Consider the following 25,266-nt stretch of genomic DNA (forward strand, 5'->3'; position numbering starts at 1 on the left):
GCTACCAGCATGAGCGTCTCGGCAGCGCTTGTTGCCCACTACACCATGGATGATGGTGGCAATCTTGGAGCCAACTCAGGCTCCGCCACGATCAACTGGAATAGCCAGTCAGGTGCTACAGGCATCAGCCCCGGAAAGCTCGGCAATGCTGGTGCCTTTGTCGCTGGTAGCTCGTCCTTCTGGAGTAACCAATTTGCCAGCGCAAACACAGACGTCTCGAACTTCTCCCTCTCCATGCACGTGCGCACCACCACCACAGCAAACTGGGATGACTTCGTCTCCATCGGCATCGGCAATAATTCCTTTGTGCTCGAAAAAAATGGCAGCAATGGAGTCTCACTCTTTAACATCGGCAACGTCGGCGGCGTCGCCTCCGGAGGAATCGCTAGCTCGATCATTGTCAATGACGGCGCATGGCACCATATCGGGATGGTCAGTAATGGCTCCACCATCGAACTCTTCATGGACGGCGTCTCACAGGGCTCCGTCGCCTATACCGGCACAGGTACCCTATCCTCTTTCCAGCTCGCTTCTCGTTTTGGCGATGGCGCCCGCGCTATCACCACAGATATAGACGATGTCGCAGTCTATGACACAGCCCTCAGTGCCGGTCAAATGCAGTGGTTATCCAGCAATGTGGCTACCACAACCCCTGTACCTGAGCCTAGCTCCAGCCTCCTCATCGCACTCTCTGCACTCGGCCTCACACTACGCCGCAAGCGTGCTTGACCTCACCCCAGCCAAATGGGCACCGTGCCGCGTCGCCCATGCCCCCCCTCTAAGCTTTTTTAGAAAAAAAACTAACCTTTCTCTGATCGGCTTATTCCCTAAGAGGAAGAACTATGCACGATCACGACTCAGAGGAAGAATCCACCTTTGTCAGCCTACTGACAGCACACCAGTCGGTGCTCAGAGGCTTCGTCATATCATTGCTCCCCGGCTGCCCAGAAGTCGAGGATGTCATCCAGAACACCAATGCAGTGCTCTGGAAAAAACGCCGAGAATTCACCCTTGGTTCTAACTTCAATGCATGGGTTCTAAAGACTGCACGCTTCCAAGTCATGGCTCAGCAACAAAGGCTCAAACGCGAGAAGCGTGCCCCTCTCGATGAGGATGTGCTTGCTCTCATTGCAAACGAAGCAAGCACAGCTGCCCCCCACCAAGCAAACACACAGATGCACGACCTCAACACCTGCCTTGAGCAACTCTCGCTCAAGGATCAGGAACTCGTCCTCCATCGTTATTGGAAAAAAGCTGGGCTCATCGACTACGCAAAATCCTGTGGTCGCAGTGTGGGCTCTCTCAAGGTGGCCCTTTACAGAGTCCGCTCCACCCTCCGTAACTGCATCGAAATCAAGCAATCCTCAAGAGAATCGGCCACCCTATGAAGACTGCTTACCAATTGATCCAAGATCTCGAAGATGGCGTTATCTCCCCCAATGAACACAAGCGCCTCATGGAGCTGCTGCGCCAGGACGCAGACCTGCGAAAACTCTACCTCCAGCACATGCAACTCGTGGGGATGCTCCAAGAGACTGCTGAAACCAAAGACAAGCTAGGCACCCTCCAAACCAATGCCTCTTCATTACATAAAGAACGTAAGAAGAATGCTCTGCGAGCTCTCAGCTTCGGTCTTGCAGCCTGTCTGCTACTCGGCATTTGCGCCTACTTCTACCAAATCAATCTCCCTAAAGACGCCCGGCTCGTAGGAATCGAATCATCCGATGACGCCAAGCTCACAGTCACGCGCAACACCCCCAAATCACCTCACTTGGAACCTGGTGATGCCATCACCATCGACCAAGGGCTCATCAAACTAGCCTTCCCCTCCGGCGTCGAAGCTCTCGTCGAAGGCCCCTCAGATATCAAAATCCTCACCCCCTCAGAGATCCAAATGCAGGGCGGCCAAGCGTGGTTCAAAGTCCCTGAAAAAGGCCGCGGGTTCAGCGTCCATACTAAAGGGCTCAAAGTCATCGACCTCGGTACCCAGTTTGGCATCCGCTTCAAGTCAAGGGACGTTCTCGAAGTGCATGTTGCGGAAGGCCACGTGAGAGTAGAACCGAAACTCCAGCATGTAAGCCCCACTGAGCTCACCGCTGGACATGCCAAAAGCTTCGACGCCTACGCCCGCTCCGAAGACACACTCCCGCACTTCGACCAGTTCCGCCGTGTTTTCAGTAAAGCCCCCCTCTACCTTCACTGGAACTTTGACACACTCAACGACCAACGCTTTGCCTCAAGCGGCTCACTGCCTGATGCCAATACCTATCCAGCGCACATCAAGCATCTCCAATCCCCCACCCCTCACCCAATCTCTGTGGCCGGAAAATTCGGCAACGCCTTCAGCATGCGTGGAGATGGCACCTATGCCGACACCAACTACCCCGGCATCGCAGGAAACACACCACGCACTATCGCCTTCTGGGCCCGTCACCGTGAAGGGAAAATGCATCACGGCATCCGCATCCCCTACCTAGCTTGGGGCAACCGCAATACCGAAACCTCTGCAGCTTGGCGTATCGTCCTCCAAGGTAAAAATGAAGTCAACTTGATGACCTCCTCAGTCGGCACCTCAGCCACCACACCACTCCCCCCACAGCAAAGCTGGTTCCACATCGCTAGTGTCTACACTGGTAAAACAACACCTGAAGGAACCCCTGAAATATTCCACTACCTCAATGGCCAAAGAGTGCCCGTAGAAACAACCGAGCACAAACGCCCAGTCAATACTGACACATCCAGCCCAGAGTCCCTCCCGCTACGCTTCGGCTATTCCATCCAGAAAGGCTTCACCGGCGGCACTGTCAACGCTGACATCGACGAAGTCTACCTCATCAGAGCTGTGCTGGAGGACCAACAAATTCAATACCTCATGCAACACAACGCATTCCCTCCACCCACACCATAACTCCCCCCCCTACTCATTTTTTTTACAAAAACACTAACCTTTCAGAACTCGCGTTATTCCATAGTACCAAGCCCCAACGCTTGGCTTGAAAAAACAACACTATGAACCGAATGAACGCACTCGTGAAACCCTCCATCGCAGCACTGGCCCTCTGCGCTCTGCCCACCCAAGCCGCCACCATCAACATCGCAGGACTTTCCGTCGTAGAAGCCGATGAATTTGATCTTAATACCGGTACCGCAGGCAATACCGTCTTCAAAAGTGGCGTACTCACTGGCACCACTACCCGTAATCAAGGCTCATTCAGCGACAATGACACCTGGAAATTCCGCACCGAAAACCAATGGTCGGGAAGTGGCACCTTCGCCGGTGCCTACTCTAGCTTCGGCAATGGCGCTACCGCTAATGATGCCCTCACCCTCACCACCACGGTAAGCGGCTTAGCGAATGGCACCTACGACGTCTACGTCGTCTATGTCGGCCGTAACGATAGCAATGATGATGGCGGCATTGCTGCAGCCCTCTCTGGCAACACCCTTGTCGATTACCCTGATGCCTCAGGCGCCAGTGGTGGACTCAATAGTATCGACCTCGGAGTCGGAGCAGACGTCTGGTCCACCTTCGCTGTTAAAATTGGCACCGTCTCAGGCACTGGCTTTGCCGTCGATGCCGGCCTGCTTAGCACCACCGATACTGGCTCTGGTATCGAACGCAACACCTATGTCGGCGTCGCCTACCAAGCTGTTCAATCAGTACCGGAACCCACCGCTACCTCCCTCATTGGACTCGGCGGCCTCGCACTCATGCTGCGCCGTAGAAAATAACCCTCCCCCTCCGAGTGGCACACCCTGCCACTCGGCACCTCCCCCATACAGCGGTGAAAAACATTCTCCTTCAACTATAGCTCACACCTTGTTAGAGCTACCTGCATCTCGTTATGCATGATACTCCCTACTCACTTGATGATATTTCTTCAGCTTTTAGCACCAAACAACGTGAGGTAAAAAAACTAAACGCCAGCTACAAATGGTCCCTCGGCCTAACAGCTATTTTCATGGTACTCCTCCCACTCGTCTACCTCACGATTATAGGGGGAGTAATCTATGCTGAATGGTTGCTCTGGCAGCACATGCAGACTCCTGATGGAACCAACTTCTGGAGCATCTTTGCGGCAGTACTTGGTCTTGTCCTCATCCTCTTTCTCATCAAACCCATCTTCGCTCGCGAACCCAAACAGGCTGAACCTGAGCGCATTCTCCCAGGCTCTGAGCCTGTACTGGAATCTCTTATTGGTAGGATTTGCACCGAAGTGAATGCCCCATACCCCAACGAAATTACCCTTTCTTCAGATGTAAATGCCTCAGCCAGCTTACGCCGAGGTATCTGGAGCCTTTTCAGCAATGACCTCCGACTCACTATTGGCCTCCCACTCACCTACGGCCTCAGTGCCCAACAACTCAGCGAAGTACTGGCTCATGAATTTGGCCACTTCTCACAAGGCTTCGGGATGCGTGCCACCTACATCATCCGCAGCATTAACTATTGGTTTTTAAAAGTCGTCTACCAACGAGATCGATTCGACGTCTGGTTAGAAAAAATTGCGAAGGTCGCTAACAATGAAATCAGAGCCATGTTCCTTGTTGGAACTGCGCGAGTACTTATTTGGCTCACACGTATGCTACTCAAAGGACTCATGTGGATCGGCCAAGCCGTAAGCTGCCACACCCTTCGACAAATGGAATACGACGCCGACCACCATGCCGCCAGAATCGTTGGATCACAGTGCTTTGCAGAAACCAGCAAACGCATGCATGCCCTCATGATCGGACAACATCAAGCCCAAGAGCTACTGGAAGGCATGTGGATTGAAAAACAACTCGCCCGCAACTTCCCTAGGCTCGTCACAGAACAGGCAAACCAAATCAATGAAGAACAATTTGAAGCCTATCTCGAAGAAAAACATAAACAGGAGAAACAAGACCTCTTCGACACTCATCCCTCGGACTCCCTTCGCGCCGCAGCAGTGGAAAAGCTCAATGAAGCCGGTGTGCTCCACCTAGAGCGCCCAGCAACCAGCCTATTTTCTCACCTAGATCAATCCGCACGCAGTGCCACTCTGCGCTTCTATAAAGATGAATGTGATCTCGACATCGAACATGCTGAACTTCTCGATTCGACAAAAATGCATAGAGAGTTAGCCATGCAGAAGAATCGAGAGGATGGCTACAGCCGATGGCTTTATGACGCAGTTGGCGTTATTTGCCCTGCCCCTTCATCCCTCTGGAACTTACCAGCCCCATCCACAGTTGAACTTTCCAATAGCGCAATCACACGTAGCCAACAAACATTGGTCGGAGCTAAAGACACCACTGAGAAAATCACCAGCCCTCTCGCTGACGCATATAGCGACCTCTTGCGCAGCAGAGTCGCACTCGGATTCCTAGCTGCGGGTTATAATCTGCCCAAAGGTGCCTTTGACCTTGAAACTGCCGATACCATTCACGCCCGAAACTTAGAAAGCGAGTCCTCACACCAACTCCATGAACAACGCCAAGCCCTCCGCGATTGGCATAATAAAATTCTTCCCCAGATGATGCTTCAGCTCCGACAGCTGATAACTCGCGGCGTGATCGATGAAACCTACACGAAAGAACTTATCAGCTTCATCGCTCAGCTTACAAACTCTATGCAAACCCTCGAAGACATGAGGTTTAAGCTCACTCCACTCACTGAAGTAATTCAGACATTGAGTGATGAGGAAGTCCCAGACACCACCATGAAGTGGCTCACCGATAAGTCAGATGCAGTCAAAGCCGACCTCGCTAAACTCTGGGATGGACTCGCACACATCCCCTACCCACTGAGCAATAGCAAACAATCCCTGCAGACACTCGCCTTCCAACAAGAAACGGACAGTGAAGCGCATCCCATCATCAATATCGCACAACATGCGAACCTAACATCCGAACGTTTAGGCCGCTTCTATGTAGACGCTATTGGAGAACTCGCAGCCCTCGCCTCGGTAGAAACTGAGCAAGCACGTGAAAAGTCAGCATGATCAGGTGAGCTTCCGCCATTCTCCATGGCACAAAAGAACCCCGCACGGCTTCTCACCATGCGGGGTAAAACTGATAATACTTTTTAGTTAAAAAGCGGGCGCTTAGTGGCGGCGCTTGCGCTTGAGTTTGATCTTCGCGAGGTTCTGCGCGATGACTGCCTGCAAGTGAGCAAGGTCTTCGAGGTTCTCGCTGTGATCGATGTTCTTAAGTTCTTCCTCAGCACGCTCGATCGCGGCTTGAGCTGCTGCCTCATCAATCTCTTCCTCACCAAGTGCCATGTCAGTCAAGATGATGACCTTGTCGTCAGCGACTTCAGCAAAGCCTGAGCCGATAGCAAGTTCGTGAGATGTGCCGTCTTTTTGGTAACGCAACTCACCAGGAGCAAGAGCTGTCACAAGAGCAGCGTGCAAATCAAGCACACCAATCTCACCGTCAGCACCAGGAAGATAGACGTCTACCACCTTGTCCGAGAATACCTTTTTCTCAGGAGTTACGATTTCGAGATGAAGCATAATGAAGTTTAGAAGTTGAATGTTGCCAGTGTGATCTGGCAGTCACCTAGCAGAGCCTTATCACTCTGCTAGGATTTGATAGTCTTAGTCGCGGGATACCTTGTCGATGCCACCCTTCATGTAGAAGTTGGACTCAGGTACGTCATCCCACTTGCCGTCGAGGATCTGCTCGAAACCTTCGATTGTCTCTTCGATAGAAACGTAAACACCAGGAACGTTGGTGAATACTTCACCCACGAAGAATGGCTGAGTGAGGAAACGCTGGATCTTACGCGCACGGAATACGGAGAGCTTATCTTCGTCAGAAAGTTCATCCATACCAAGAATCGCGATGATGTCCTGAAGGTCCTTGTAGCGCTGAAGTACGCCCTGCACACCACGTGCTACCTTGTAGTGACGCTCACCAACAACTTCCGGTGCAAGTGCCTTAGAAGTTGATGCAAGTGGATCAACCGCCGGGAAGAGAGCTTGCTCCGCAAGGGAACGCTCAAGAACAACCTGCGCATCAAGGTGAGCGAATGTGTTCGCTGGAGCCGGGTCAGTCAAGTCATCCGCAGGAACGTATACCGCCTGGAGGGAGGTAATAGAACCCTTCTTAGTGGAAGTGATTCGCTCCTGGAGACCTGCCATCTCTTCAGAGAGTGTTGGCTGGTAACCCACAGCAGATGGTGTACGGCCGAGAAGCGCGGACACCTCAGAACCTGCCTGAGAGAATCGGAAAATGTTATCAACGAAGAGAAGAACGTCCTGACCTTCTTCGTCACGGAAGTATTCCGCCATGGAAAGAGCAGAAAGAGCAACACGGAGACGGGCACCCGGAGGCTCGTTCATCTGACCGTATACAAGTGCTACCTTAGAACCTTCTGACTTAAGCACTGGTGTGCCGTCAGCATTTACTTTAGGATGACCATTCTCGTCTTTTTCTACAGCGATAACGCCAGACTCGATCATTTCCCAGTAAAGGTCGTTACCCTCACGAGTACGCTCACCAACACCTGCGAATACGGAGTAACCACCGTGTCCAAGAGCGATGTTGTTAATGAGCTCCATGATAACAACGGTCTTACCAACACCCGCACCACCGAATGCTCCAACCTTACCACCCTTGAGGAATGGGCAAACAAGGTCGACAACCTTGATACCTGTTTCAAGGATTTCAGCAGATGACGCTTGGTCAACAAGCTTTGGTGCCGGACGGTGAATACCAATACGCTTCTCAGCGTTTGGAAGGGCTACGTTCTCATCTACGAGATCACCTGTGACGTTGAAGATGCGGCCAAGAACCTGGTCACCTACTGGCACTGTGATAGGTGCGCCGGTGTCAGTGATGCTCATGCCACGCTTAAGACCGTCTGTGGTGCTCATCGCAACAGCGCGAACCCAGCCGTCACCAAGGTGCTGCTGCACCTCAAGAACAAGCTTGGTTTCTTCGCCGTAACATTCGTATGTCACTTCGAGAGCGTTATAGATGTCTGGAAGTTTGTCTGCGTTCGAGAAGTCAGCGTCGATAACCGCGCCAATGATCTGAACGATTGTTCCTACGTTACTCATGGTTTTGTTGTATTATCAGTTTAATAAATTAGTTTGTCAGAGTTCAGTTTTCAGTTTTCAGACTTTTTGTTGCGGTCTTGGCTGGTTCTTCTGAACTGTTTTGATTTTGAAGATCGTGTCTTGCTTGGCGTTTCATCGTGCTCAGTCTGAAAACTGAATACTGAAAACTCGCCACTTCGTTATTCCATCGCCTTCATAGCGGTGGTGATTTCGAGAAGTTCTGCAGTAATCGCTGCCTGACGGAGCTTGTTGAACTCGAGGGTGAGGTCTGCCACCATTTCGTTCGCGTTGTCTGTCGCAGCCTTCATGGATACCATGCGTGCAGAGTGCTCGGATGCACGTGATTCTACGAGCATCTGGTAAACCTGGAAGTTCACGTACTGCGGAAGCAATGTGTCGAGAACCTTCTCAGGACTCGGCTCAAAAAGGTATTCCTTCTCAAGTGCTGCAGCCTTGTCAGTCTCAGTCACAGCACCTTTGCCTACGCCTTCATAATCCTGCTTTTCACCGAGCTCAGATGACTCGATAGGAAGTAGTTGGATCACCTTTGGCTCCTGCACCATGGTGGATTTGAAGTCGTTGAATGCAACCTTGATGCAGTCGTACTCACCACTGAGGAATTGCTCAGTGAGAAACTTAGAAATCGGACGTGCTTCTGCAAATGGCACTGGATCCTTGACCACGAAGTCCGCCTTGAGATCCTTGCCTGACTTCATCAAGTTGAGGCGAAGCTTGCGTCCAACAGTGACGTACTCAGTCTCGCCAGTGTGTGCGTTGTTCACTTCCTTGAGAAGGTTGGCATTCAAACCACCACAAAGACCTTTGTCTGTTGAGATGACAAGTGTCAGAGTCTTCTGGCCTTCGCGCTTCTCGAGAAGTGGGTGAGCATTCTCATCCACGTTCTCTTTGAGATTCACCAGCACCTTGTTGAGCTCATCAGCATATCCACGACCTGCGACTGCTTGATCCTGGGCCTTCTTCATCTTGGCCGCAGCAACGAGCTCCATCGCGCGTGTGATCTGCGCTGTGTTTTTCACCGACTTAATGCGGCGACGAATGTCTCTCAGATTTGCCATTTTCTAAATTGTTAGTAGCGAGTGGAGTGGAGAATGAGGAAATGGAGCGGACGGCTTCTCCTACCGTCCGCTACTTTGATTGGAAATTACTTCCAAGTACCTTTGAAGTCTTCGAGTGCTTGTGTAAGCGCATCCTTCACACCGTCAGTGATCGCCTTCTCATCAGCAATGAGCTGGAGAACGTCAGCCTTACGGGTGTTGAAGAACTCTTCGAGTGCAGCTTGACACTCCTTAATGCGCTCAACAGCCACATCGTCGAAGTAACCATTCTGCATAGAGAAGAGAACAACTACCTGCATCTGCATGGAAAGCGGTGAATATTGGTTCTGCTTGAAGAGCTCAACAATGCGCTGACCACGTTCAATCTTAGCCTTAGTCGCGTCGTCAAGATCAGACCCAAACTGAGCGAATGCCTGAAGCTCACGGAACTGAGCAAGGTCAAGCTTAGTTGTACCAGCAACCTTCTTGATCGCCTTTGTCTGCGCAGATGAACCTACACGAGATACAGAAAGACCAACAGAAATCGCCGGGCGAATACCTTGGTTGAACAAGTCAGTCTCAAGGAAGATCTGACCGTCAGTAATGGAGATCACGTTTGTTGGAATGTAGGCAGATACGTCACCAGCCTGTGTCTCAATGATTGGAAGCGCTGTAAGGGAACCACCACCTGCATTCTGTGAAAGACGTGCAGAACGCTCAAGAAGACGGCTGTGGAGGTAGAATACGTCACCTGGGTACGCCTCACGTCCTGATGGACGCTTAAGAATGAGGGACACCTGACGGTATGCTACAGCGTGCTTTGAAAGGTCATCGAATACGATCAAGCACTCTTCACCTTTGTCCATGAGGTACTCAGCAATCGCACAACCTGTGTAGGGTGCGAGGTACTGGTTTGCTGCAGAGTCAGCTGCAGATGCGGAAACGATTGTTGTGCAGTCCATTGCGCCTGCTTCTTCAAGTGTCGCAATAGTACGTGCTACGTTAGATGCCTTCTGACCAATCGCTACGTAGATACACTTCATTGGCTTGAAGCCAGGAAGCTTGCCTGCTTCAGCAGCCTTGTTCTGGTTAGAAATAGAAATGATGGAGTCAATTGCGATCGTGGTCTTACCTGTCGCACGGTCACCAATGATAAGCTCACGCTGGCCACGACCAATCGGCACCATCGCGTCAATCGCCATGATACCTGTCTGAACTGGTACGTTCACAGACTCACGCTTAATGATACCAGGAGCAATCTTCTCAACTGGATATTGAGCAGCAGCTTCGATAGCACCCTTGCCGTCTACAGGGTTACCAAGTGTGTCAACTACACGACCAAGAAGACCTTCACCTACTGGCACGGAAAGAAGTTTTCCTGTTGTCTTACACTCGTCACCTGCCTTGAGGGCCTGATACTCACCGAGAAGAACGACACCCACTTCACCTTCTTCAAGGTTGAGTGCCAAACCGATGATTCCACCTGGGAATTCGATCATTTCATTGAGCTGAACGTCGCTGAGACCTTCAACTTTCGCCACACCGTCACCGATTTCACGGATGATACCTACGTTACTTTTGCCGACGGAGGTCGAGACGTTTGCGATCTCCTGTTCGAGTTCCTGAAGAATGCTGCTCATAGCTTACTTATTGGTTAGATTGGTTTGTTTACCCTTTAGTGGGATTCGTTTTGGGATTTGGTTAGAACGCATTGACAATGTTGTCGAGACGGGCCTTGACGGTGCCGTCCCAGACATCATCACCCTTGCGGATGCGAATTCCACCCAGAAGGGCAGAGTTGACTCTGTATTCGAATGTTAAGTCGTCGCCATACTTTGCTGTGAGCTTGCTCACAATGCTTTCCTTGGTGGCTGCGTCAATCTCAGCCGCACTGTCAATCGTGACGTGCTTCTTGGCGAGATCGAGCTCAAGCAAACGCTTGAGTGTGATAAGGATTCCACGGAAGTTGCGCGGCTTGCGCTCGGCAACAGTCTTTACAACTTTGCTGAACTTAGCTTCGTCGAGTTTCCCCTCTGCAGTACAAAGGCGGTAAAGTCGGCGTGCTGCGGCAGCTGCGTCTTTAGATACTTTCATGGTTGGTTAATGGCGATCGACGTTTGAAAAAATTAATTGCTTGAGATTAGCCCTCGACACTTGCGAGTGCTTCCTGGTTGATGCGCTTGTTGTCTTCGTCGGTAAGTACCTTACCGGTGACAGCTGCTGTAGTAGCCACTACAAGCTGACCAAACTCAGACTTAAGCTCAGCTTTCATCTTCTCGCTCTCAGCCTTAGCAGTTGCTTCTGCTTTCGCGAGGATGTCCTGTGCCTTAGCAATAGCTTCCTGTGACTTCTCTTCTGAGAGAGCTGCTGCGCTATCTTTTGCTTCTTCAATCAGGCGCTTGGCATCGTTGTTAGCTTTCTCAAGAGCTGCTGCTGTCTGCTCCTCTGATTCAGCTAACTGAGTCTCAATGCGCTTCAGCTTTTCTTCACCTTCTGCAATGCGCTTAGCACGTTGCTCAAGCATCGCAAGGATTGGTGTGAAAGCGAACTTCTTCAAAACGATGATCACAATGATAAAGTTAATCAACTGAGCTCCAAAAAGGAACCAGTTCACGCCAAATGGTTCTGTGAGGTCGGATACAATACCGCCTGCTGCGAGTGTAGTGATCATTATCTAAAAAGTTTATTGATGAGAGTGTTTTTGAAAAACTCGCTGCCGTCCATCAAAGCGGCAGCGAGTGAAATCTTATTTTCCAGAGGCAGGATTACTTACCAAGGAAGAGTGTAAGAATGAAGATACCCTCACAGAGAGCTGCAAGAATAATTGCAAGTGTAAGGATAGGACCTGCTGCACCTGGGTTACGACCAGTTGCTTCAGTTGCCTTGAAGCCGATGAGGCCGATACCGATAGCTGCACCGAGTGCTGCTGCTGCGATTGCGTATGATACTGAGAACATAATATTAGTTTTCTAGTTTGTTGTTGTTTGTTTCATGGAACCCCCCACGGTCGCTATGCTATGAGTCTGATTCCTGAGAGTGTGTAAATTGTTTAGTGCTCTTCGCCGTGTTCTTCATCGTGATCGTGCTCACAGATAAGCTTGAGGAATACTGCACAGAGGAGAGTGAATACGAGCGCTTGAACGCCACCTACGAGGAGCTTGATTGGGTACATTGGGAGCGCAGGCAAGAATGCAAGCCACTTACCACCAAGCGCCATGAGTGTCTCGAGAGTCTGCTCACCACCGTAGATGTTACCGTAGAGACGGAAGGAAAGAGCGATTGGGCGAATAGCGATAGAGATAACCTCAAGAACACCAACCACGAAGAAGATGAAGGCCATAACCACAACCATGAGTCCACCAAACTTACCCTTAGGAGCAAAGATGTGGGCTAGGAAACCTTTGAGGCCGTTCTCTGTGATTGCCCAGTAGAACCAGAGAAGAGCGAATGTGAACGCCATCGCTGCTGTCATGTTTACGTCAGCATTACCACCACGCAGAAGTGGTTGCGCGAAGTGACCGTGGGAATCCATCCCCCACCCCATGGTTCCAACCCCAGGGATAAGACCTAAATAGTTAGAGATGATAATGAGAAGGAAAGTCGCACCGAAGAACCAAAAAGTACGCTTAGCTAAGTGATCACCAAGAATGCCAGCGAAGAAATTAAAGAGAGATTCAATAACCCACTCAGCAAAGTTTTGGAACCCCTTAGGAACCATGGTAAGTTTCCCAGCACCTGCTCGGCAGAAAAGAACGATCACACCCACCGCAATCCAAACCATCACATAAGAGTTGGTGATGAACTGAAGCTTCTCACTCAAACTTACTGGAGCTGGTGGTAATACAGGCATTCCTCCTTCGCCTGCAGCAACTGCAAAGCCCATTGTGAAAAATAGGAGAATCAATGATAGGAAAGTCGTTTTCTTAGCCATGGAATTAAATCGCCATCACGGCGAGCGAGTGCTCAATAACCCCCACGTCAATACCGAGCAAGCCTATTTGTGAAATTTTTCACAAAGTCAGATTAACCCTCTGAAAATAAGCACTTTCCCACATTTTTTTCTGAGACAGCATTTCACTCGCCCATTGTTAGGAGAACTTAAGAATTGAAGTCCTTTCAACCCAGCTCGATGAATCCCTAGCTACACCGTCCTCCTACCAAAGTCACCCCTATGCTCAGCCCCAATTTGCCGCATAACTGCGCGCCAGACGCAACTGCGCCTGCTCACCAGTGTGCACCTTAATTCCATCCACACCATAGATAGCCACTGGCTCAAACACCCCCATCCGTATCGCCTGATTCATTAAACCCTCCGCCGACAGACACAACCTCCCCGCCTTCTCCTCAAGCTCAAAGTCCACCCCCGCCCCTGATTGGTAGGACCGATACACCACCTCAGTACACGCCAGCCGGTCAGACTGTCTGAAATCGAACACAAAGTCATAGCGCTTTCCTGCATGACTCATCGCACAACGCACCGCCTCCGCCACACGCTCCTTTTCAAGTGTCGGTCTCAATATCGTAAACGCATCCACCGCCAAGGTCTCAGTCAGAGCCCTAAAATGCACCCCATCCTTCTTCGCCTCCACCACATTCACCCCCTCAGCAGTCACCTCCTCTATCCCCAAAGCCTCCCGCTGCTCCTGACTTCCTATATAAAATGCAGCATGCGGCCAAAACCCCGGCAAGAAAAGGTTACTCATCGCCTCATCGTGACGCGTGATAATCACATCTCCAGGCTGGAGAATCGACCACGCCTTAGCCAAAACCCGCGGCGTCACTCGCTTGCCTGACTTTTGAATCGCCAACACAGGCTGTTTCACCTCCGCTATCACCCTCCCACTCATCCTAAATAACTGAAACATTACCTTCCGATATCCAGAATGATGCCGCCTCTTGAACGAAAATACCCGGTACTGCAACTGACGCTTTAAATACCCCGTCTTGGAACGCCGAATAAATGGCAATTCCTCCTCCAATACCTCTATCAACTCCTGCATCCTTCCCCCTTCTTCCCTCAATCCCATAATCTCATCAGCGTGTAGCTCCCAAAACAAGGTCGCCTCATAAAACCGCCACATCCGCCGCGGCGATGTCAAACTCTTGTAGAGCCGCGTATAACTCCCGCGCTCTATACCATACCGTTGCTCCGCTTCATCCAACTTCTTCCATACCAAAAAATGATCCCCCGCTAAATCTACAATATACTCAGCCGCACGCATCAACACACATGCCGCCGTAAACGCCACCGCAAAGGACCTTAAACAATTCTCCCAATCGTCCTCGTCATAATAATGTGGCTCCAAATCCGCAATACACCCCAATAATACCGCCCTCAACCTCAAATACTGACGGTAACTGTCTCGTAACCTCTCATCCTCGTCAGGTAAAAAATACCCGCGATCCTGCGCCGCATTCACATCATCTAACAGTTCTACCAACTCAGACCTGTGCGGTATCCCCTTCGTAGCTGATACCACCAACTCTAATACCGGATCAATCTTGTTGGGCTGTAACGACATCCTGATATCCACTCTCAATTTAACAAATCATCATGTCAACTCATAAGCTAAATATAGATCCATATAACAAAATCTAACAAATGAGATACGCTGATATATCAACCAAAAAGTGGTCACCTACAATGGATAACGAGAACTTGGCAAGCCAAAAACCCTTATACCATATGGGATTTTTTCTACTCTTTTAACTTTACAAATGCGAAGGACTTGGCGAAAAGTGTAGCGCTATGAATAAAGCTGAACTTGTAGAAGCAATCCAAAAGAACCTCGGGAAAGACGCAACTAAGCGCGCAGCAGAAGACGCTCTTTCCGCAGTACTCACTTCCATCGCTAAAGGCGTTAAGAAAGACAAAAAAGTCCAACTTATCGGTTTCGGCACATTTGAAGTGAAGAAGCGTGCAGCTCGTATGGGCCGCAACCCTAAGACTGGCGAATCCATGAAGATCAAGGCATCAAAAACTGTCGGCTTCAAGGCTTCTTCCACGCTTAAAGCATCTCTCTAATCCCTTTTATTTAAAGGCTTTCAAAACCCTATCACTCACGCAGTGATAGGGTTTTTTCTTTTGTGTCAACACCACTACTCTAGCGCTTACCTTGACGCATCTCCCTGAGCATCTGCTCCACAGAAATCACTTCCCCACTCGCTTCCCACTCAGTCACATTCTGACGAATTTTCCCAAGCGACTCCTTCACCCCAGGCAATTGCTTTTCCCATTCTGGATAGTCCCCCACCATCGTTAAATACCGATGTGCTAACTGATAGGCTACCTGCTTGTCACTAGATTCTGTCCCCTCCCCCGGTAAATTTCTCTCCCAAGTTAACTCGCTAAGCCGCTCAACCGAGGGCGCAGAAACCCCTAAAACCCTAGTGTAACCCGCAAAAACTCTCGAATAATTGGCTATCGCATCTTCCACCTCACCCCTCAAATCATACGATTTCGCCAATAAATACCACACCCTCGCCCTCTGATAACTTAACTTACGAGTTGATAAGTAATCTCTAGAAGCCGTTGTTAGATCATCCCATTTCTCTACCAATGCCAACAACTCGATCTTCTCATATAGCACGCGCTCTAACATAGTTGGCTGTGTCTGCGACCGGGCAATCAATTCGCCTAACATAATTAGATCGGAATTTGCAGCGCCCACATCTCCCGACACACGACGCGCCCGAATTGCTCCAAGCTGCGCCCATTCTTGCTGCGCTATCAACGAAGACTTTTGAGCTAACAAAAACTGAGGCTCTGCACGCTCAGGGAATCTATCATTCACAAGATACCAATCCCCCACCGCACGCCTCAAATACGCCGGAGCTGACAGCTCACCTAAATGCAGCACTAATTGAGCATAGAGCTCCCGCACAATAGCATCATACCTCAGCTTCCTCCCCCAACTTAGCTGAGCTTGCTCCAACCCAGCCTCGTAGACCTCAATGAGTGCAAACCACTTCACTAAAGCATAACTAGAATCCAAGCCCTCCTCCAACAGACTCTTGCGCAAGGCAGAAGGCTTCAACCCCAAATCAATCTTCCCCCAGATGAGAGCACTCCCAGCCTCTCGCATTCCAGCCTCCTGCATTTGCTCAACCGACTGAAACAAGACACTTTCCAAACGCTCAATACCACGCTGACCTTCACCGACTTGAATCAATGCGGGCAAAGCCACTGCTGCGACTTGTGATGCAAATTCTGAATCCGTAAATTTCTCAAAAAAGCCATCATAATACGGAATGCATGCATCCATATGCGGGTTAGGCTCACCACCTATTTTCTCTCGCCCCAGAAAAGCTATCAAATGGTAAGTCACTTCTTGCTCTAAATCTGAGTCTCCACTCGAGCGCGCTAACTCGAGCGCCTTGAGATAAGTCTCCTGAGCATCATCTCTCTGCCTCAATAACGCTTGGATGCGAGCCAACAATAGTTGTACCTGCCCACCAAGCGAAGGCTCAAGCTCTCCCTCAAGCAAACCAAGCAAACGCTCCTGCGACGACTCATACTGAGCGAATTCAAAATCGAGATAGGCTAGCTCATACGCAGCATAGTCAGCTATCCCATCCCCCTCAACCTTCTCCAACAAAGTCTGAGCCTCATGAGCATAACCTAGGCGCGCCATACTCACCCCCTGATAGTAGGCCACACGCCCGAGGTAATCACTCTCCGGATAACGCTCCAAAAAACCAGGAATAAGCTCTAAGCAGCGAGAGTAGTCCGCTAGGTAAAAAGCCGATGCGAACAGGAAATACCGAGCAGCCTCCTCTGAAACACCTTCACGGGTTTCACCAGCTAGATAGCTCTCAGCTAAAGCTGCCGCCTTCTGATAGTCACCCGAATCAAAGGCATTACTCAACTCTATGAGCTTCACCTCACTGACAAAGGCTCCTTCCGGGTAGCTCTCTAAATAAGAACGGATTGCCTCCGATGCCACTCCGCGCTTCTCAGACGCGACAGCTGCCAGCACCACTTGGTACAACCATGACTCCACCCTCTCTGCACCCGCAAAATGCTCAATCAAACTCTGATAGTGTCTCAGACGCTCATCTCCCCCCGAAATTTTCGCCAGTAGCTCGACACTCGCAACTAACAAAGCACTATCGACTTCTGCATCAAAATCCACAACACCCCCTTCTATCCAAGGTAAGGAATCCAGAACACGCATCACATCACCCTGATCACCACGCTCAGCCTCTGCAGACGCATAGGCTAACAAGCGCCTATACACACCATCTTCTTGAACCTCAGTCATCAACTCCTTCAACCATCCTTCCAGCATCCGACTCTGCTGCTCCTCACTTATTCCTGCCAATGCCTCATCAACCTCAATCACACTCAAGGTCAGCGCAGTCGTTGAAATTTCTCCTTTCTCGCGCAATTTTATAGCTTCTGCTAGGTACTGAACGGCAGCTTTGGCCTCTGGCTGAGACTTACGCGCAGCACATATTGCAGCATTGATCAGAAGGCTGCCATGATCATAGAGATCAACAAGCTGGTTCCTCTCTAATAGAAATTGAGAATAAGCTGCGTAGGCCGCATCGAAATCTTCCAATGCTTGATAGCACATTCCCATCCGTAGCAAAGCCCTGCGTAGGTAGGGGTTCTCATCGCCAGGTGCTCCCACAAAGTTTCTACAACGCTGAAATTCCACCAAAGCCTTCCTAAAAAGCGCTTTTCTCTCATCCCCCTTTGCGCGCTGCGCCAACTCCATTTGGCACAAGCCCATACTGAACAACAACTTCCCATACACTCCCTCCGACACTCCTTGTGCTTGCTCGTAGGTATCAATCTCAGAAAACACATCATAGGCTAACTGCCATTGCTCATTCTGCATCAACCCAACTGCACGCCGCAACTTGGCATCCTCCACTTCCAAAGCCATCAATGGCTGCGCCATCAATAAAGCACCAAGCAACATGCATGCAGGATAAATTCTCATATCTAGATAACGTCTTAAACAAACCATTTCATAGGCCCATGCATTCAGCAAGTTGCTTCAACTGCCTAAACACAAAAAAACCTACTTGAGAATATCCTCAAGTAGGCCTGCATCAGTCCTGTGACTCAATTATGGCTTAGCCACACCAGGAGCATTGTCAGGAGTGAATTTTAACAAATCACTATACTCGGCCGGCAGCGCAACTCCGGCTCCAAGACCCGCCTTGTTGTAGAGACGTGCCAAAGCATTAGCTTCTGACAATAAACGGTAGCCAGAGGAATAGATATCTTCATCTTCTGTCTTCCAAAGTGACATCGCAGTCTGCACCTCAGGCATGGACTTGTAGATACCAAGTGCCGCATGTGACGCTTTACGCACAATCTCCTCAGACTTGGTGAAGTCAGCGGTCATGGCACGTGCATAGGCGTTCAAGGCATCAGTCTTACGACCAAGCCCCTCAAGTGCCTGGCCATGACAGAAATCAATCTGCGCACGCTGCGAAATAGGAACACGCTTTTGGTTCCACTCGCCAGCAAGGCGGTCAAGACGCGCCCAAGACTTGGCATTCATCGCTTCCCAGAATTTGTAGACCTCTACCTGCTGAAGTAAGTCAGGACGAATCAGATTCTCTGTACGATAGTCAGCGACTGCCTTCACCAACTCTGCCGTCTTGAATTGCTTGCGCAAGCACTCGAGCTGATAGAAACCAGCTAAGGTGTGATGGTTGTCAGGAAGTGGCTGAAACTTCTTATAACGTTCCTTCACTTCCCCAAACTTCGTATATGCCTCGCTATACTTGCGGTCTTCATAAAGCGCCATCGCCTCAGTGTATTCCTTCGGCTCCATAATATAAACCGAAGCAACTTCACTGCGACGCTTACTGTCTACATCTACAGCACGAATATTCTTCACATAAAAGATGCTCGCTTTCGTGGCACCCATGAGAAATACCTTTTCGTATTCATCATCGGGCATAATGAGAATCCCTTCAATCACGGTTCTCTCAGGTTGTTGCGCACTGGCAAAGATCGAAAGGCTCAGAACTGCAGCCATGATCATGGTTAATAATTTCATAATCTTATTTCTAAATGGTGGTTAGGTGAGGCGCCCGCTCTCTGGAACAAGCGCCTGGTTCATTGGATCACTCGCAAACTTATTGCTGTGCTTTCTTCATGTCTTCGAATGTCTGGATAGTGCCACTGCCCTCCCATTTCTGGACGCGTCGGTCGATATCTTGCCACGCAGTGCGGACCTCATCAGGCATCTCATCTTTATTCTTATCAAATGCCTCACGTGAGCTGTTGATGTACTTACCAGCAACTTCATAAGCGACCTGCTGCTTGGACTTACCATCTTTGGCAGTTCCATGATCCCACATCAACTCAGTAGCGCGTCCAATCGCAGGAACGGAAACAGCCCAGTTGGCGGTATTAGAAGCAAACAGACCCATATTCGTTGCAATACACTCAGCATACATCTTCTTCTCATCATAAGCCTTAGCCATGAGTTGCTGAACCTTAGTGCGGTCCTTGTTGTATCCTGCGAGGTATGCCTTGCCCTCTTCAATCACTTTATCCCAATTGCTCTGCTTCGCATAAATCTGAACAATCCGTGAAAGCGCTTGGTCGCGGTTCTTCTTGCTGTCCTTATTCTTTGCTACCACATCGCGCATCATCTCGATCGCGGTGTCCATTTCAGACTTACTTCCAGCTAGACCATAGATGTCAGCGACACCAAACTCAGCCTTTGAACGTCCTTGTTGCTGTGGACGCTTGAGGCGTTCCTGATAATAAGGAAGTGCCTGGCGTGGAGCAGATGTTTTGGTACGAAGGTAGTCACCGATACGTACCAATACGAAGTTAGAAAGCTTCGCTGGCTCAAATCGTGCATCTGACTTCAAGTCTTTGAATGCGGTATTGATGCGTGCCTGGTTACGGCTAATCAATGCCTCATCCTTCTCCTTCTGCGCACTCTTGAGACTGTCTTCGTAGACACCAATCACCGCAATGCGCAACATCGCCAATGTTCGAATGTCTTTCGAGTCGATCCCTGGGAAGGTGTAGTAATGATCCTTCAGCTTGTCAGCAGCAGCACCCGCGTCGAGGCCCTGCTTCTTCAAGCCCTGCAGATAGTACTTTGTGTAGGAACCGATAGCCCCTTCGAGGCCCGCTGGGTTCTCGCTCTTCGCCATCTCTGCAATCACACCCTGAAGGTTACTCTGCGCCTCTTCATAGCGACCAGCTTCAATCAATGCAGGTGTACCAGCCACCGCAACCTGTGCCTTGTAGGGTGAATCTTGATGTTCCTTCCAGAACTTATCGTAGTATGGAAGAGCATCCTTCATGTTCGGATTCGGCTCCTTATCGATTTTCTCAGCACCGAGTAGCGCTACCAAGTAGTAGAGCGACTCACCCGCAATCATCGGGTTATCACGGTGCTCAGCCAACTCTAAGGCCTTCAAATAGTAATCCTTCGCCTGATCGCGCTGACCTTGGCTCTGAAGGATATTCCCCTTCAGGTTATAAGCAGCATCTTCAATGTTCGACCCAGGAAACTCAGTCTCAATCCGGTTCAAATGCACCAATGCTGGCTCGTACTCACTTTCAGAGAAATGCACATTTGCACGATCATAAAGCGCAAATGGTAAGAACATATTTTCAGCTGGATCTGGATACTTCTTAAGGAATGCGTCCAACTTCACAGCCGCCTGCGCCCACATCTGAAGCTGAGACAAGTTCGATGCCTCGAAATAACTCGCGGCCAGTCGGAACTGGCTGTCTTCATACATTTTAAGATGCTCTTCCAAGAAAGGATGCGCTTCTACAAATTTACCAAGGTAGAATTTTGAGCCACCTAACACGTGAAGACAAACATCGTGCTGCAATGATGGCTTCGGAAGTTCTCCAATCATCTTCTCAGCAACTGCCTCACACTTCTCGTACTCACCACTCGCAAAGAGTGAAGAGAGCATCATGCTACGAACCGACTCACAGTAATCACTCTGCGGGAAGTTCTTCAAAAAGATCTGGCCGTACTTCTCAGTGATGAAAACCTCGCTAATGACAGATGAAGTTCTCACCAAGTTGTAGAGGTTTTCCTCGCGACGACGTGACTTGCCAAAGTAAAGCTCAAGTTGCTCGTATGCGCCAAATGCACCACGCGTATTTCCATTGGACTCGTGCGTGAATGCCAAAGCTGTCAATGCCAACACCTCTGGTGGATCACCAGAACGGTCCTTAGTCTTGAGCTCACTATACCACTTATCAATCTGGTCCTTGTAGATCAACGCCGTGCCATCTTTCAGACCTGGACGTGGGTAAAGAGCCAACTTTTCCTTCAACACCTGAAGGTCGCTCATCGCTACCTGCGTCCCTGGAATCAACGCAAAGAGATTGTAGGCTGCCTCTTGCATGTCAGCCTCCAAAGCTTCTGTAGCAAGCTTCTGGAAAAACGGGCCAAACTGAACCATCTGGTATGGCTTCAGCGTGATAGCTGAACGATTCTGGTTAAGGAAATCAACCAAAGCGCGCTCGTTCTTCGCCTGAATCACCGCCTTGGTCAGAGCTTGGAAAGCAGACACAATCGCAGCATCCGGTGTCTTCCAACGATCCTTGTTCTTCAAGGCTGTCTCAAAGTAGGTAATCCCCTGCTTCAGTTGAGGAGTCTCAAGCTTGAAGTGACAAATAGCCATGTTGATGTTGAACATCCCCGGGTTGTACTTGTCGCGCTCTTCACGCTCAGCCAAGAACTTCTTGTAGGCATTGATTGCCTCTTTATACTCTTCACCCCCCTGACAGGCCTGACCTTTGTAGAGAAGTGACTTCTTGTGAAACGGATTTGTCCCCCGATCATCAGATGGTAACTTATAACACTCGGTATAGGATACCTTCGCCATCTCATAATAATCCATGGCCTTGTCCAGGTTATCATCCCCCCCAAGTCTGTTGAGCTTAGCTGCTAACTTTAGCTCACAAAACCCCTTGAAGTGGTAGATACGACCAAACTTGCCGCCAAATAAATTTTTGCCCCGTTCTCCATAAGTCTCGACGAGCTTCTTGAATATTCCATGGGCCTTTTCCCATTCTTGGGCCTCCATGGCTTGAATGCCTAGTGGCACAGCTTCTTGAATATCCTGTGCCTGCACCTGATGCGGCGCGAGCCCCACGAGTGACGCTGATGCCATCGTCAGGGCGATTGATAAAGTGCGGTGAGTTTTCATAAAAATGTAGGTGTGTTGAAAATGAGTTTGAAAGAAAAGGACGCTATCCGAGGAAAGCGCCCTGAAATTCAGGCCCTAATGCTAAGACTAGTAGTATAACCTTACTACTGAGAAATTCATTAGCAAAAGTGCTAGTTGTTTGAGAAATCCGTGAAAGTCACTTTCTGGATCTCTAGTCCAACTAAGCAGTTGAGAACATCAATGACGGACTGATGGGGGGCCTCTCCACGTACAGCTACCTGCACAAGTGGGTCGGTATTGGCGGCGGTGGCACCGTCCTTGTAAATTCCTAGGCGAGCTTCGAGTAAGGGAAGGTTTCTCTTTTGACCAGTGGCTGCCAAATCAAGTCGCTCTTCCTTATTCACCATGATCGAACCATCGTCTTGAATCTCGATCAACATCGGTGAAATCTCCGGCGGCGTGTCGGATGGAGCTTGAGATGGCAATGTCATCCCAAGATCACTCTCACGCGGCTGAATAGTGGCCGTTACCATGAAGTAAATCAATAGAAGGAAACACACGTCAATCAATGACGAGATATCCAACTCTGGTTCATCATCTTCAGGTACTAGTCCTTGTTTACGTCTGGACATATCTGGATACTATTTAGAGGTTATTGAGCCTTCTTATTCTCGAAGTCATATGCTGCGAAAATAACACTATCAACTCCTGCTAGAGCTGCCGCCTTGATCACTTTTCGAGAGTGCTTGAACACCGAGTCCTTATCCCCACGCAAGTGCAAGCGAGGATCAAAACCTTGGTTCTCATACTTCTCTTTGAGTTCTTTTACATACTCAGTGATATCGTCTTCTGTTTCGAGAACACCATCCTCCACATTCACGGGATAGATGGTGCCATCTGCACGCACATTGACTACAATACGCCCGTGCTTATCCTCCGGGTCTTTCGCATTGTAAGCAACAGAAGGCTTCACCTCAGCATCCATCTTCACCACCATCGGTGTGGACACCACAATGAAGAAAATGAGGAGAAGGAACACCATGTCAATCATCGGTGACATGTCCATCTTCAACTCCTCGTCTTCCTTGCCGTTGAGTGCTCTGAGTCTATCTGACATAATTTTTCCTGGGTTCGTAGTTTACGAGCTTCGGAGACCTGGCGCAGCGACATCTAGCCAGCCGCGCCACCTATTCGACCGGTCTCACTCAAGAGACTAAACGGCAAGACCCTCAGGAATCTTAGCAAGGTGAGCTTCACCATTCACAGTCTGTACAGAAGCATTGAGAAGCTCCTCAGCTGTCTGGTGACATTCAGCTACAAGGTTGTTGTAGCGTGACTTGAAGAAGAAGTAGGCGATCACAGAAAGAATCGCTACAACAAGACCCCACATGGTAGTCAAAAGCGCTACGGAAATATCACCCGCAAGCTTTGATGGCTCTGCTCCCGCTTCCTTCAAAGTCGCGAACGCTGCAATCATACCAAATACTGTACCGAAAAGTCCAAGCATCGGTGCTGATTGTGCAACCAAGGATACCAAGTTGATCCAGATCATTTGCTTGCGGTTCTCGTTAATAGAGAAATCAGCAATCGCATCTTCCACACCGTCACGACCAAGTGTCTCTGGCTGTGTCGCATCAATGTTAGGAAGTGAGTACGCAAGCATGCGACCAAGGTAGGATGGATGCGATGCCGCAAGCTCAATCGCAGAACGGACACGACAGTTGAGCATGTGATCGTGAAGCGCTGCCTTCAGATCGTCTGGACAGAACTTCGCCTTACCCAAGTTAATGAAATTGTATACGCTGAGACCAATCAAGGAAAGCAAGCCTACAGCTACGATGAAGATTGTCAGTGGACCACCATCAAGAAGGTAAGCGTCCAATGCACTGGATTTTTTAGGGGCGGCATCCTGTGCGAACAATGGCGCTGTCGCTGCCATCGATGTGATAAGTGTTAGTCCGGCGGTTCTAAGCGGTCGAGTCGCAAGATTTTTCATGGTTTTTATCGTGTATGTACGTGAATCTAGGTGTGTGCAATATGATCTATTTAATCATATTAGGGTCGTGATTCTGCGAATCGATCGCGCCTAGTAAAGAAACAATTTGCGAAATTATCCGTAACCTTCCCACCATTCTCCCCAAGAATCCCTAAAATCTGCTTAAAATACGGCACTTACAGCACCAATCTAACGCACCACCAATGCCATAAAAAAATTCTCCCCTAACCCTAACAAGCTGTGATACTTAAAACATCTTAAATTATTTTTTCGTCACAACCGGCGATTTGCGACGCGGAAAGAGCGTCCGACAAATTTCACAAACCGTCCCGTCACACCCCCTTGCTGTACATGCATCCCGACCGTAAAAAATAATCTGAAGGTGTAATTTATTCCAGCTCTTAGCTGGGAAAAGCTTCTTAAGATCAGCCTCTGTCTTCTCGACATTTTTTCCATCTGTCAGCTTCCAGCGTTGGGCCAGTCGATGGATATGAGTATCAACAGGAAAGGCAGGCACCCCGAAAGCCTGAGCCATCACCACAGAAGCAGTCTTATGCCCCACCCCAGGTAAGGCCTCTAATGCAGTAAAATCTTGCGGCACTTCCCCACCGTGCTCCTCAATCAAAATCTGAGATAACCTATGAATCGCCTTAGACTTCCTCGGTGACAAACCACAAGGTCTGATAATTTCTTGAATCGCCTCCACCTCCTGCTGGGCCATATCAGCAGGATTATCTGCCAACTCAAAGAGAGCTGGCGTCACTTGATTAACCCTCTCATCAGTACACTGCGCCGAGAGCAATACCGCAACCAGCAAGGTATAAGCGTCTGTGTGATCTAAAGGAATAGGAGTCTCCGGATAAAGCTCCTCCAACCGCTGCATCACCCAGGCCGCTCTCTCTGCTTTCAACATACATCATGCATACGTCAAGCCCCCCGTATTGCAAGCTACCAAACAACGCATTCTTAGATAAAAAAATACCGCCGGTCTGAACCCATTCAGACCGGCGGTATCTGCTATGAAATAGCTCCCACCACTCATGCTGGTGAAGCA

General features: G+C 49.6%; 22 protein-coding genes. 6 read left to right on the forward strand and 16 right to left on the reverse strand.

The genetic code is table 11. The annotated features are described in order from the left end of the window. Positions 1-9 precede the first annotated feature (9 nt). From ACFSW8_RS08875 to ACFSW8_RS08895, 5 genes are all read left to right on the forward strand, one after another. Positions 10-729, forward strand: coding sequence for a LamG-like jellyroll fold domain-containing protein (locus tag ACFSW8_RS08875; RefSeq protein ID WP_377178010.1), 720 nt, complete (start codon positions 10-12; stop codon positions 727-729). Between the two features lie 113 nt (positions 730-842). Further along, complete coding sequence (locus ACFSW8_RS08880; RefSeq protein ID WP_377087350.1) at positions 843-1,388, forward strand: sigma-70 family RNA polymerase sigma factor; 546 nt, start codon at positions 843-845, stop codon at positions 1,386-1,388. Further along, entirely contained in the window at positions 1,385-2,908 is a 1,524-nt protein-coding gene (locus ACFSW8_RS08885; RefSeq protein ID WP_377087352.1) for a LamG-like jellyroll fold domain-containing protein, read from the forward strand. Before ACFSW8_RS08880 ends, ACFSW8_RS08885 begins: the two co-directional genes overlap by 4 nt. A gap of 101 nt (positions 2,909-3,009) precedes the next feature. Then, positions 3,010-3,732, forward strand: coding sequence for a PEP-CTERM sorting domain-containing protein (locus tag ACFSW8_RS08890; protein ID WP_377087354.1), 723 nt, complete (start codon positions 3,010-3,012; stop codon positions 3,730-3,732). Between the two features lie 113 nt (positions 3,733-3,845). Beyond that, positions 3,846-5,966: a M48 family metalloprotease gene (locus ACFSW8_RS08895; RefSeq protein ID WP_377087356.1), complete on the forward strand. Its 2,121-nt coding sequence runs from the start codon at positions 3,846-3,848 to the stop codon at positions 5,964-5,966. 102 nt (positions 5,967-6,068) lie between these two features. Here the strand turns inward: ACFSW8_RS08895 and ACFSW8_RS08900 are convergent, their stop codons facing one another. The 9 genes from ACFSW8_RS08900 to ACFSW8_RS08940 form a co-directional block, all read right to left on the reverse strand. Next, entirely contained in the window at positions 6,069-6,479 is a 411-nt protein-coding gene (locus ACFSW8_RS08900) for a F0F1 ATP synthase subunit epsilon (protein ID WP_377087357.1), read from the reverse strand. Between the two features lie 84 nt (positions 6,480-6,563). Continuing rightward, positions 6,564-8,030 (reverse strand): F0F1 ATP synthase subunit beta, encoded by a 1,467-nt coding sequence (gene atpD / locus ACFSW8_RS08905; protein ID WP_377087359.1) that lies wholly within the window; start codon positions 8,028-8,030, stop codon positions 6,564-6,566. A 179-nt stretch (positions 8,031-8,209) separates the two neighbouring features. Then, positions 8,210-9,106, reverse strand: a complete 897-nt coding sequence (gene atpG, locus ACFSW8_RS08910; protein ID WP_377087360.1) for an ATP synthase F1 subunit gamma — start codon at positions 9,104-9,106, stop codon at positions 8,210-8,212. 86 nt (positions 9,107-9,192) lie between these two features. After that, a complete protein-coding gene (gene atpA, locus ACFSW8_RS08915) occupies positions 9,193-10,725 on the reverse strand; it encodes a F0F1 ATP synthase subunit alpha (RefSeq protein ID WP_377087362.1) in 1,533 nt (510 codons plus the stop codon). A 61-nt stretch (positions 10,726-10,786) separates the two neighbouring features. Further along, positions 10,787-11,179, reverse strand: coding sequence for a F0F1 ATP synthase subunit delta (locus ACFSW8_RS08920; RefSeq protein ID WP_377087364.1), 393 nt, complete (start codon positions 11,177-11,179; stop codon positions 10,787-10,789). Positions 11,180-11,225: 46 nt separating this feature from the next. Then, positions 11,226-11,756 carry a F0F1 ATP synthase subunit B family protein gene (locus ACFSW8_RS08925; RefSeq protein ID WP_377087365.1) on the reverse strand — a complete coding sequence of 177 codons (531 nt, stop codon included), beginning with the start codon at positions 11,754-11,756 and terminating at the stop codon, positions 11,226-11,228. A gap of 94 nt (positions 11,757-11,850) precedes the next feature. Next, positions 11,851-12,042 carry an ATPase gene (locus ACFSW8_RS08930; RefSeq protein ID WP_377087366.1) on the reverse strand — a complete coding sequence of 64 codons (192 nt, stop codon included), beginning with the start codon at positions 12,040-12,042 and terminating at the stop codon, positions 11,851-11,853. 92 nt (positions 12,043-12,134) lie between these two features. After that, entirely contained in the window at positions 12,135-13,016 is an 882-nt protein-coding gene (locus ACFSW8_RS08935; RefSeq protein ID WP_377178012.1) for a F0F1 ATP synthase subunit A, read from the reverse strand. A 244-nt stretch (positions 13,017-13,260) separates the two neighbouring features. Beyond that, a complete protein-coding gene (locus ACFSW8_RS08940) occupies positions 13,261-14,607 on the reverse strand; it encodes a YiiX/YebB-like N1pC/P60 family cysteine hydrolase (RefSeq protein WP_377178014.1) in 1,347 nt (448 codons plus the stop codon). Positions 14,608-14,834: 227 nt separating this feature from the next. Between ACFSW8_RS08940 and ACFSW8_RS08945 the strand changes: the two genes are divergently transcribed. Then, complete coding sequence (locus ACFSW8_RS08945; RefSeq protein ID WP_377087371.1) at positions 14,835-15,110, forward strand: HU family DNA-binding protein; 276 nt, start codon at positions 14,835-14,837, stop codon at positions 15,108-15,110. Positions 15,111-15,189: 79 nt separating this feature from the next. Here the strand turns inward: ACFSW8_RS08945 and ACFSW8_RS08950 are convergent, their stop codons facing one another. From ACFSW8_RS08950 to nth, 7 genes are all read right to left on the reverse strand, one after another. Further along, on the reverse strand, positions 15,190-18,036 hold the full coding sequence (locus ACFSW8_RS08950; protein WP_377178016.1) for a tol-pal system YbgF family protein: 2,847 nt from the start codon (positions 18,034-18,036) through the stop codon (positions 15,190-15,192). Positions 18,037-18,165: 129 nt separating this feature from the next. Continuing rightward, positions 18,166-19,110, reverse strand: coding sequence for a Mul1B family putative transporter subunit (locus tag ACFSW8_RS08955; protein WP_377087375.1), 945 nt, complete (start codon positions 19,108-19,110; stop codon positions 18,166-18,168). Positions 19,111-19,189: 79 nt separating this feature from the next. Then, positions 19,190-22,255 carry a tetratricopeptide repeat protein gene (locus ACFSW8_RS08960; RefSeq protein ID WP_377087376.1) on the reverse strand — a complete coding sequence of 1,022 codons (3,066 nt, stop codon included), beginning with the start codon at positions 22,253-22,255 and terminating at the stop codon, positions 19,190-19,192. 131 nt (positions 22,256-22,386) lie between these two features. After that, positions 22,387-22,848 (reverse strand): ExbD/TolR family protein, encoded by a 462-nt coding sequence (locus ACFSW8_RS08965; RefSeq protein ID WP_377087378.1) that lies wholly within the window; start codon positions 22,846-22,848, stop codon positions 22,387-22,389. Positions 22,849-22,868: 20 nt separating this feature from the next. Then, on the reverse strand, positions 22,869-23,333 hold the full coding sequence (locus ACFSW8_RS08970; RefSeq protein WP_377087380.1) for an ExbD/TolR family protein: 465 nt from the start codon (positions 23,331-23,333) through the stop codon (positions 22,869-22,871). A gap of 96 nt (positions 23,334-23,429) precedes the next feature. Next, positions 23,430-24,212, reverse strand: a complete 783-nt coding sequence (locus ACFSW8_RS08975; RefSeq protein ID WP_377087381.1) for a MotA/TolQ/ExbB proton channel family protein — start codon at positions 24,210-24,212, stop codon at positions 23,430-23,432. 262 nt (positions 24,213-24,474) lie between these two features. After that, the gene (gene nth / locus ACFSW8_RS08980) at positions 24,475-25,125 is read right to left on the reverse strand and encodes an endonuclease III (RefSeq protein WP_377087382.1); all 651 of its coding nucleotides are present in this window, start codon (positions 25,123-25,125) and stop codon (positions 24,475-24,477) included. Positions 25,126-25,266 lie beyond the last annotated feature (141 nt).

The sequence above is a fragment of the Rubritalea tangerina genome (assembly GCF_042683245.1).
Lineage (GTDB): Bacteria > Verrucomicrobiota > Verrucomicrobiia > Verrucomicrobiales > Akkermansiaceae > Rubritalea > Rubritalea tangerina.

Bases quoted from the DNA above. Each gene is read 5' to 3' on its own strand.
- ACFSW8_RS08875 (WP_377178010.1), top strand. From the start codon at position 10: ATGAGCGTCTCGGCAGCGCTTGTTGCCCACTACACCATGGATGATGGT.
- ACFSW8_RS08880 (WP_377087350.1), top strand. From the start codon at position 843: ATGCACGATCACGACTCAGAGGAAGAATCCACCTTTGTCAGCCTACTG.
- ACFSW8_RS08885 (WP_377087352.1), top strand. From the start codon at position 1,385: ATGAAGACTGCTTACCAATTGATCCAAGATCTCGAAGATGGCGTTATC.
- ACFSW8_RS08890 (WP_377087354.1), top strand. From the start codon at position 3,010: ATGAACCGAATGAACGCACTCGTGAAACCCTCCATCGCAGCACTGGCC.
- ACFSW8_RS08895 (WP_377087356.1), top strand. From the start codon at position 3,846: ATGCATGATACTCCCTACTCACTTGATGATATTTCTTCAGCTTTTAGC.
- ACFSW8_RS08900 (WP_377087357.1), bottom strand. From the start codon at position 6,479: ATGCTTCATCTCGAAATCGTAACTCCTGAGAAAAAGGTATTCTCGGAC.
- atpD (WP_377087359.1), bottom strand. From the start codon at position 8,030: ATGAGTAACGTAGGAACAATCGTTCAGATCATTGGCGCGGTTATCGAC.
- atpG (WP_377087360.1), bottom strand. From the start codon at position 9,106: ATGGCAAATCTGAGAGACATTCGTCGCCGCATTAAGTCGGTGAAAAAC.
- atpA (WP_377087362.1), bottom strand. From the start codon at position 10,725: ATGAGCAGCATTCTTCAGGAACTCGAACAGGAGATCGCAAACGTCTCG.
- ACFSW8_RS08920 (WP_377087364.1), bottom strand. From the start codon at position 11,179: ATGAAAGTATCTAAAGACGCAGCTGCCGCAGCACGCCGACTTTACCGC.
- ACFSW8_RS08925 (WP_377087365.1), bottom strand. From the start codon at position 11,756: ATGATCACTACACTCGCAGCAGGCGGTATTGTATCCGACCTCACAGAA.
- ACFSW8_RS08930 (WP_377087366.1), bottom strand. From the start codon at position 12,042: ATGTTCTCAGTATCATACGCAATCGCAGCAGCAGCACTCGGTGCAGCT.
- ACFSW8_RS08935 (WP_377178012.1), bottom strand. From the start codon at position 13,016: ATGGCTAAGAAAACGACTTTCCTATCATTGATTCTCCTATTTTTCACA.
- ACFSW8_RS08940 (WP_377178014.1), bottom strand. From the start codon at position 14,607: ATGTCGTTACAGCCCAACAAGATTGATCCGGTATTAGAGTTGGTGGTA.
- ACFSW8_RS08945 (WP_377087371.1), top strand. From the start codon at position 14,835: ATGAATAAAGCTGAACTTGTAGAAGCAATCCAAAAGAACCTCGGGAAA.
- ACFSW8_RS08950 (WP_377178016.1), bottom strand. From the start codon at position 18,036: ATGAGAATTTATCCTGCATGCATGTTGCTTGGTGCTTTATTGATGGCG.
- ACFSW8_RS08955 (WP_377087375.1), bottom strand. From the start codon at position 19,110: ATGAAATTATTAACCATGATCATGGCTGCAGTTCTGAGCCTTTCGATC.
- ACFSW8_RS08960 (WP_377087376.1), bottom strand. From the start codon at position 22,255: ATGAAAACTCACCGCACTTTATCAATCGCCCTGACGATGGCATCAGCG.
- ACFSW8_RS08965 (WP_377087378.1), bottom strand. From the start codon at position 22,848: ATGTCCAGACGTAAACAAGGACTAGTACCTGAAGATGATGAACCAGAG.
- ACFSW8_RS08970 (WP_377087380.1), bottom strand. From the start codon at position 23,333: ATGTCAGATAGACTCAGAGCACTCAACGGCAAGGAAGACGAGGAGTTG.
- ACFSW8_RS08975 (WP_377087381.1), bottom strand. From the start codon at position 24,212: ATGAAAAATCTTGCGACTCGACCGCTTAGAACCGCCGGACTAACACTT.
- nth (WP_377087382.1), bottom strand. From the start codon at position 25,125: ATGTTGAAAGCAGAGAGAGCGGCCTGGGTGATGCAGCGGTTGGAGGAG.